General features: G+C 51.5%; 9 protein-coding genes. 4 read left to right on the forward strand and 5 right to left on the reverse strand.

Annotation, left to right across the window (positions count from 1 at the left end):
* Positions 1-51: 51 nt before the first annotated feature.
* On the reverse strand, positions 52-834 hold the full coding sequence (locus tag ACFSW8_RS10785; RefSeq protein ID WP_377091402.1) for an L-fucose dehydrogenase: 783 nt from the start codon (positions 832-834) through the stop codon (positions 52-54).
* Positions 835-976: 142 nt separating this feature from the next.
* A complete protein-coding gene (locus tag ACFSW8_RS10790; protein WP_377087678.1) occupies positions 977-1,726 on the reverse strand; it encodes a hypothetical protein in 750 nt (249 codons plus the stop codon).
* A gap of 63 nt (positions 1,727-1,789) precedes the next feature.
* Between ACFSW8_RS10790 and ACFSW8_RS10795 the strand changes: the two genes are divergently transcribed.
* Together ACFSW8_RS10795 and ACFSW8_RS10800 are read left to right on the forward strand one after the other, a co-directional pair.
* Complete coding sequence (locus ACFSW8_RS10795; protein ID WP_377087676.1) at positions 1,790-2,419, forward strand: DUF1287 domain-containing protein; 630 nt, start codon at positions 1,790-1,792, stop codon at positions 2,417-2,419.
* A 177-nt stretch (positions 2,420-2,596) separates the two neighbouring features.
* Complete coding sequence (locus ACFSW8_RS10800; protein WP_377178216.1) at positions 2,597-3,769, forward strand: phospholipase D-like domain-containing protein; 1,173 nt, start codon at positions 2,597-2,599, stop codon at positions 3,767-3,769.
* An 82-nt stretch (positions 3,770-3,851) separates the two neighbouring features.
* Here ACFSW8_RS10800 and ACFSW8_RS10805 read toward each other — a convergent pair whose 3' ends face one another.
* Positions 3,852-5,840 (reverse strand): glycoside hydrolase family 20 protein, encoded by a 1,989-nt coding sequence (locus ACFSW8_RS10805; protein ID WP_377087673.1) that lies wholly within the window; start codon positions 5,838-5,840, stop codon positions 3,852-3,854.
* Positions 5,841-5,880: 40 nt separating this feature from the next.
* Positions 5,881-6,252, reverse strand: coding sequence for a Dabb family protein (locus ACFSW8_RS10810; protein ID WP_377087671.1), 372 nt, complete (start codon positions 6,250-6,252; stop codon positions 5,881-5,883).
* Between the two features lie 147 nt (positions 6,253-6,399).
* Here ACFSW8_RS10810 and rpmI point away from each other — a divergent pair, with 147 nt between their 5' ends.
* Both rpmI and rplT read left to right on the forward strand, forming a co-directional pair.
* Complete coding sequence (gene rpmI / locus ACFSW8_RS10815; protein WP_377087670.1) at positions 6,400-6,609, forward strand: 50S ribosomal protein L35; 210 nt, start codon at positions 6,400-6,402, stop codon at positions 6,607-6,609.
* A gap of 154 nt (positions 6,610-6,763) precedes the next feature.
* Positions 6,764-7,132 carry a 50S ribosomal protein L20 gene (rplT, locus tag ACFSW8_RS10820; RefSeq protein ID WP_377087668.1) on the forward strand — a complete coding sequence of 123 codons (369 nt, stop codon included), beginning with the start codon at positions 6,764-6,766 and terminating at the stop codon, positions 7,130-7,132.
* 84 nt (positions 7,133-7,216) lie between these two features.
* On the opposite strand, the gene ACFSW8_RS10825 is transcribed toward rplT, so the two are convergent.
* A partial coding sequence (locus ACFSW8_RS10825) for a transposase (RefSeq protein ID WP_377178218.1) occupies positions 7,217-8,243 on the reverse strand: 1,027 nt, incomplete at its 5' end.

An 8,243-nucleotide genomic window follows, 5' to 3' on the forward strand; every position in this document is an offset into this window, starting at 1 on the left:
GAAGATTAGGCCTTCTGCGTGGGAATGAACATAGGCATAATCACCATCTATCTATTCTTTTTCCACCGCACCGTATGCGCGATCGAGGTGGACGTAGCCACCATCGGGGTAGAGGATTTGGCCAGTGGTGTGGCTGGAGCGCTCTGAGGCGAGGAAAACGACCATGTTAGCCATTTCTTCGCTGGTGGTCATGCGGCTTTCGAATGGGATGCGCGATTCGATTTGTGCTTTGGTGCCAGCGGGGTCCTCGAGGGTGTTGAGCCAATTTTCGTACATTGGGGTCATGACCTCGGCGGGGACGACGCAGTTGACGCGGATGGAGAACTTGGCGAGGTCGAGTGCCCATTCGCGGGTGAGGGCATTCATAGCGCCTTTGGAGGCGGCGTAGCCGGAGGCGCTGCCTTGTCCGGTATTGGCGACTTTGGAGGAAATATTGATGATGAAGCCTTTGCTTTGTTTGAGTGCATCGAGAGCGAAGTGGGTGAGGGCAAAGACGTGGAAGATATTTTTTTGCAGTGAGGCGAGAAAGGCCTCAGGGCTGTGGCTGAGCGAGACACCATCATTGACGCCAGCATTGTGGATGATGCCATCGATGCGTCCGTATTTTTCGAGTGTCTCCTCGATGGCTGAGCGGCATGCTTGCTCGGAGGTGAGTTCCGCTTCGATCACATGACCTTGGCCACATTGTTCAATCAGCGCTTGGCCGACGTCTGGAGAGCGGCCAACGATCACAGGGATAGCGCCTTCTGCAGCGAATGCCTTTACGCAGCCAGCGCCAATTCCTTTAGATCCGCCGGTGATGATGACAACTTTGTCTGTGAGTTTGAGGTTCATGTGTATTACAGGTTGGGGGTGAGGTGAGAAAAATGCAAGTCCTGATCGAAGCATCTTTTATGGGAGGGGGCAACAAGGGAGGAGTGGGCAGCAAAAACCCACCACACTGGAGGGTGTGGTGGGTGGGAGAGAGAGGGGTGGCTTATTGCTTATGGTTTTTAAGCATTTCTTTTAGTTCTTTGTACTCGGTCCAATCGAATTCCTCTTTGGAGCCTTTGGCGGCGGCATCGATACAGATGGCGGCGAGGCGGGTATGGATTTGGGCGGCGTAGTTATCGTCGGCGTCGTTGGCTTTATTGGCGAGCGATGCGTGATTTTGGGCTTCTTCAATGAGTTTATTGGAAGTTTTTAGCTGAGTTTTTTGGGGGTGTTGTTTGGCGGAATGTTTATGATTTTTGTGAGCGTCTTTATGTTTTGAGTCATGGAGTTTGGCTTCTAGGGCGTGGTATTCGGACCAATCGTATTTTCCGCCTGCAGCTTGTGCTTCGCGTTTGATCGCGGCCATTCTGGAGTAGATTGCGGCTTTTTCGTTGGCTCCGGCTTCACGGGCTTTTTTAGCAAGCATTTCGTATTTTTGGGCGGCGTCATCGAAGCTGTACTTTGTTTTTTTATGCTCGGCTTTGTGGGTATGTTTTTTGTGGTCGTGTTTGAGCTGCCCTTGGAGTTGGTGGTATTCGGACCAATCGTAGCCGCCTTTGCTTTTTGCGGCATCGCGTTTGATATCGGCGAGTTTTCTGTAGATATCGGCATTGTGTTGGTTGCCTGCAGCTTCAGCGGCTTCCGCTTTTGCGTCGTATTTTTTTGCAGCATCATTGAAACTGTAGTTGCCACCGCCTTCGGCGAGGGCAGCGACTGTGAGGGTGAGTGATGTGAGTAGGCTGAGAGTTTTCATGGTTCGTGTATTCGGTTGATTGAAAGAGGCTGGTGGGCTCTCTCTGTACTGCTATAAGGAATCATGCTGAAGAAGTTACATTGTGTTGTCATATTGCCGGGGCTCTTTTTGTTAGGAGTGATGGGGGTAGTGGGTCAGTCTCAGGTGGGAGAGGGGCTAGAACGGCAGTCACGTGAGGTGGGGGTGAGTATGGCGCAAGCGGCGCGCTGGCAGGTGGGAAAGACCGTGAGTTATGACCCAGAGTATGTGGGATTAAAGTATCCGATGGGGGATTTGCCGATAGAGAAGGGTGTGTGTACAGATGTCGTGGTGCGGGCGATGAGAAAGGCCTACGGGATCGATTTACAGAGAGCTGTGCATGAGGATATGAAGAAGCATTTTTCAAAGTACCCGCAGCGTTGGGGCCTGAAGCGGCCTGATAGAAATATTGACCACCGCAGGGTCCCGAACCTCCAGAAGTATTTTGAGCGACAAGGGTGGGCGCTGGAGGTGACGAAGAAGCCGGGTGATTATCGGCCAGGAGATTTAGTGACTTGCACGGTGGCAGGGAGGCTGCCGCATATTATGATTGTGAGTGACAAGAAGGATAGTAGCGGGGTGCCCATGGTCATTCACAACATTGGGTCAGGGGCGAGGGAGGAGGCCTGCTTGTTCGACTTTCCTCTCACTGGGCACTATCGTTTGAAGCGATAGGGTGGGGGTAGTGGTCGAGTGAAGCGGGAGGTGTAACTAGAGTTTGCGTTTTTGGGAGAAGTCCTTCATACTTTCGCGACTTTGATAGATATTGTTAGGAAATCTCTAATTTTAGTATGCGCTGGGCTACTTGCTTCATGTGCAAAGCTTGATGAGAGTCGCTATGCAGTTCAGGGGATGAGGGCACCTGAGGTGGATTCGGAGGTATTTGTGGCGGCCATGGAGGAAGATGCGAAAGCTGAGTGGAGGGAGGGCAATCAGATTGAGACATTGGTGAATGGCGGCGAGTATTTTCCGAGGATGTTGGCCGCGATCAATGCGGCTGAGAAGACGATTACCTTTGAGAGTTTTGTGGTGGTGAATGCGAAGGTGACGTATGACTTGGTAATGGCGATGCATCGTCGGGCCAAGGAGGGGGTGAAGGTGCATGTGATTTTAGATGGGGTGGGTTCACGTTTTTTGGATGAGCGTTATTTGATCGCTCTGCGTTATGCGGGAGTGGAATTTGAGAGTTATCGTCCCTTTGAGGGGTGGAACTACATGAGGCCGTGGTATTGTAACAACCGGGATCACCGAAAGATATTGGTCGTAGATGGGAAGGTTGGCTTTACGGGTGGCGCTGGTTACGCGGATTGTTGGGACGGGGATGCATGTTTAGACTGGCATTGGCGCGACACGATGTATGAGTTACGCGGGCCAGTGGTGGCGGATTTACAGCGTGGTTTTGCGAACAACTGGAAGGAGGTACGAGGTGTGGAGTTGGAAGGTGAGGAGTATTTTCCAGCCTTAAAGAAGGAAGGGAACATGAAGGCGCAGTCGGTGTTAGGAGCTCCGAAGGAACAAGGGGACACACTCGGGGCTAGCTACCTGTTAGCGATTGATGCTGCGAAGGAATCAATTTTGATAGAGCACGCGTATTTTGTTCCTAACAAGAAGCTCAGAGAAGCGATGATACGGGCACGCAAGCGGGGGGTGGAGATTGACATCATATTGCCTAACCACATGATTGACACACCGGTGGTAAGGCTGGCTTCGAAGTCGCATTGGCCGGAGTTAATGGCAGCAGGGATTCGGATTTATGAATTTGATCCCTGTATGTTACATGGGAAGTTGATCGTGGTGGATGACAAGTTATCGATCATTGGGTCAGGCAATTTTGATGACCGGACTTTTTTCATCAATGATGAATTGAATGTGAATGTGTTGTGTCCGAAGTTTGCTGCGGAGCAACGGAGGATGTTTGAGAAGGACTTGGCGCGAAGCAACCTGATGAAGCCTGAGGATGCAAAGCCGACTTGGAAAGAACTGCCGAAGTACTGGGGAGGGAAGTTGGTAGAGCCTCAGCTTTGAGGTCTATTTCGAGCCGAGAGATGGCATAAAGAGAAATAGCCTCACCCAAGAATGTTGAGTGAGGCTACTTGATGCGAATGGCTTACTTAAACTCGACCTCAGGGATGATGAGCCAGTTCCCTTGGTTAGCTGTGACGGTGATGCGGATGAACTGGGTACCAGCTGGGGCGTTTCCTTTGGCGGTTCCCTCTTTGAAGTCGGCAATTTTTTTATAGGACTTTCCGTCCTTGGAGACTTCGAGGATTCCCTTGTTGAGGATATCGCCTTCCTGTTTGCCTTTTCCTCCTGTTTTGACGGTGATGGGGCCGCTGGTGGACTCTTTCAGTGCGACGGTGAAATGGTCACCTGACTGAGGACCTCGTGAGGACCAGAAGATGTTCTTTGTATTTCCGATGACGGCAAATTCTGGGAGGTTGTTGCCGTGGACGGGGAGTGAGGTGGTGACTTTAGCTCCCTTGCGTGTCTTGAGTTCACCTGGATTGAAGGGATCGAAGTGGCGCACCCCCGCTTTTTTATATCGCGCCATGGTTGGTTTGAGGCGTGTCATGAAGCTTTCTAGGTCACGTGCTTCCTGTGGCGACCATGCGACTTCAGCGATGGCGGCGATACGCGGGAAGGCACAGTATTCGACCTTATCCCAGGTGTGCATGTATTCGGTCCAGAGTTGGGCTTGGCAGCCGAGGACGTGTTTAGCCTTAGGTGTGCCGCGGAATTGCTCTGGGACTGGGTTGAAGGTGTAGACACTTTCGATGGTACGGTAGCCGCCGATGCATTCGTACTCAGGGCCTTTGCTGAGTTCGATGACTGGGTTGTTTTGGTAGTGGTCGAAGTAGGTATGGGAGCCTGGAGCCATGACGACATCGTGGCCTTCTTCGATGGATGCGATTGCGTGGTTCCAGCCGCGCCATAGCATCATAGTAGCATTCGGCGAGAGGCCGCCTTCGCGGATTTCATCCCAGCCGATGAGTTTACGTCCTTTGGCTTCGAGAATTTTTTCGACGCGTTTGATGAAGTAGGATTGGAGTTCGTGTTCATCTTTGAGTCCTTCACGCTTGATGACGGACTGCGCGAACTTGGATTGTTTCCACTGGCCTTTAGGGGCTTCGTCACCACCGATATGGATGTAGGCGGATGGGAAGAGGGCACAGACTTCGGTGAGAACATCGTCAATCCACTGGAAGGTTTCTTCCTTAGGCGCGAGCACGTAGGGGTGGATTCCCCAGACTGTGTAGACCTGAGGTTTATAGTTAGGGATGTCGTCATTGCCGAGCCATGGGTAGGATGTGATGGCTGCGGCCATGTGGCCTGGCATGTCGATTTCTGGGACCACATTGATATGGCGGGCTTTCGCGTATGCGACGACCTCCTTGATTTCTTCTTGGGTGTAGAAGCCACCGTAGCGCTTGCCATCTGAGCCCCAGCGGTCGAGGTAAGGGGGGGAGGAGGCACGGAAGCCACCCACTTCAGTGAGCTTTGGGTACTTCTTGATCTCGATTCGCCAGCCTTGGTCTTCGGTGAGGTGCCAGTGGAAGCTGTTGAGTTTGTGGTAGGCGAGCCAGTCGATGAATTTTTTGATATCCTCGACAGCGAACATGTGGCGGCCCACATCGAGGTGCATTCCGCGCCAGCCAAAGCGTGGGCTATCCTGGATAGAGCAGGCTTGGATAGCTTTTTCGCCATCGACTGGGATCAATTGGAGGAGTGATTGTGCACCGTAGAAAACGCCTGCGGCATCGGCACCAACAATTTTCACTCCTTGGGGTGAGACCTCGAGGTTATAGGATTCTTTTGCCTGGGAGTCACCATTTTGGCTGAGCTCGATAGGATTTTTTAGAGCGATGCGCAGTTTGGTATCGACGAGTTTAGCTTTGATGCCGGTGGCATTTTCGATGCCTGCTGCGAGGAGTTCGGCTTCTGCTTTGAGTTCTGTTTGGTAGCGGATGGCGAGGCCGGGAGCGAGTTTGAACTCGCCTTGTGCTTGTTCGGCTTTGACAGGTTGGGGGATAATGGGGAGGTCGCCTGCGAGGAGTGGTGCGACGGCTAGGGTAGCTGCTGTGAATATGTGTTTCATAATAGGTTGGGTCGTGGTGCCATGGATGTGGCGTGGGGGATTATTTAGCGACGTAGTCGACGACGACGACTTTGTCTAAAATCGGTTTGAGTTCCTTGACGAATGCTTGGTGTGCGGGGTGTGGGCCGTAAGCATCGAGGTCTTGTTGGTTCTTAAAGCTGACAAAGAAGCAATGGGTGAGTCCCTCATTGAGGTTTTCTTTGCTGATATTGGTTCCCCACTCGAAGCCGACGATGGTGTCGATTTTTTTAGGGAGGGAGGCGAAGTGCTTTTCGATGCTTTGGATTTGTTCGGTGGTGGCGGTGTCCTTGAACTTGAACATGACGACGTGGCGGACGAGTCCTTTGGATTCTGCGAGTGCGCTGAAGTTGAGGCAAAGGAAGCTTACAAGAGTGATGAGAAGGTATTTCATAGTCCCTTATAAACTAATCTTTTGGTGAAATCTTAACGAGCTAATCTGAGAATAATTTTGTGGGGGCGTGGAAAATTTTGAAAAAACCGGGTCTTTTTTGAAAATTCGGCTTGTATATTGGTGGGTGGCGACTAGGGTGCGCGCCCCATGGCTAGAAAAGCAGGTAAAGCAAAGACACGTAAGTCTGTCGCTAAGCGCTTCAAGGTCACTGGTACAGGCAAGATCCTACGTCGCAAACAAGGTAAGCGCCACATTCTTCAGAAGAAGAATCGTAAGCGTAAGCGTTTCCTCGGAAAAGCAGCCCTTGTTTCTGATGCAGATCTCCCACGAGTAAAGGAATCACTTCCATTCCTCTAGGCCTATATCAGCGAACGAGAATCGCGTGCACTGACACGCCCCATCCGCGAATCGGGTGGAACTCCATGTAGCCTGTCTCAAGTAGATTGAGAATACGATCAAGCGAGACTACAGGAGTGAACGAGAAACAGTTTGATCACCAAAGGAAAAGAAAATGCCAAGAGCAACCAACAGTCCGGCAAGCCGCGCTCGTCGCAAGCGTATCCTTTTACGCGCGAAGGGTTTCCGTGGTTTCCGTTCCAAACTATACCGCTATGCGAAGGACGCTGTCATCAAGGCACGTCAATATGAATACCGCGACCGTAAGAAGCGTAAGGGACAGTTCCGTCGTCTCTGGATTCAGCGTATTTCTGCTGCTTCCCGTGCACAAGGAATCACGTACTCACGTTTCACAGAAGGCCTTAAGGCCGCTGGTATCGAAGTCGACCGCAAGATCCTTGCTGACCTTGCAGTCAACGACATTGCTTCCTTCAACTTGATTGTTGAGCAAGCGAAAGATGCCCTCGCGAAGAAGCACGCGTAATTCACTGCGTATTCACGAAACAAATCTTACTACCGTTACCTGGTGATTCAGGTAGCGGTTTTTTTGTGGTTGGAATGAGTGGTGTTATTCGAGTTTTCGCATCGACCACAAGCCGCAGCCATCGAGCGACCCTCGCATTTTACTCGAAAGGGTTTTGCGACTCTCACTTAAGAAGTCGCCTTTGATTCCCTCGATCACTTCATTCACCCATTCACGGCTTCCAAGTACGGCTCCTTCCACAAAATACCGCGACTGGCAGCGCGCAATTTCAGCGATACTCAGTTTGCCCTCCCGCTCCTGTTCTTTCTTCCACTGCGCTTCACTGAAGCCTCGGCGCTGCTGTTGGGCGATTTCAGCTCTCCCATCATAGCTGGCTCCGTCTTCAAAGAGGATCAGGCGATACCTCTGAGCTACGGCGCGCCAATCGTATTTGGTGATATCACGGGCTCCACTCCAGCCATCCACGGCTGTGTCACTATCAAGCTCAGAGAGAATACGCATAAGACCATTGCGCGCTAGTTGACCTCCTGCCACCGCTTCTGCATAGCCACACCAACGGTATGCTTTTGGGTCTTCGACCATGCCCGCCCGCACTGGGTTGAGTTCGATATAAGCGGCCATTGTACGCGCCGCATAGCCATTTTCTACGAGCACACTTTTATAGCGAGCTTCCCATAAAGTTCCACGCCTTCCATGCTTCTTATTGTACCAAGTCGAAAAGCGTTGCTTAAGTGTCTTCATGAAAAGGCCAAGGTCCCACATGCGCCGAGTATAGCGCTCTCTAAGTTCGGCATGGGCAGCTCGGCCTTCAGGATGGATCGCCTTTGCTAACAACTCTAAATGCAAGCGCACCTGGTCCACATATTCCTTTGAATAGAGAACTTTCAAGCGTTCAATAAGGGCTTCATCACTCAAGTGTCGGTCACACTTTGGTGGTATCTCCACGAGAATGTGGAAGTGATTGGTCATGATGCAGTAGGTCAAAACACGCACACCGCAAAATGCTTCATACATTCGCATATAACGCACGAATTGTTCCTTACATTGAGCATCCAATAAAAAGTCGCGCCCCACAATGCGAGACACGACATGGTAAATGGCAGAACGATCC

Origin of the sequence: Rubritalea tangerina (assembly GCF_042683245.1) — a bacterium.
Lineage (GTDB): Bacteria > Verrucomicrobiota > Verrucomicrobiia > Verrucomicrobiales > Akkermansiaceae > Rubritalea > Rubritalea tangerina.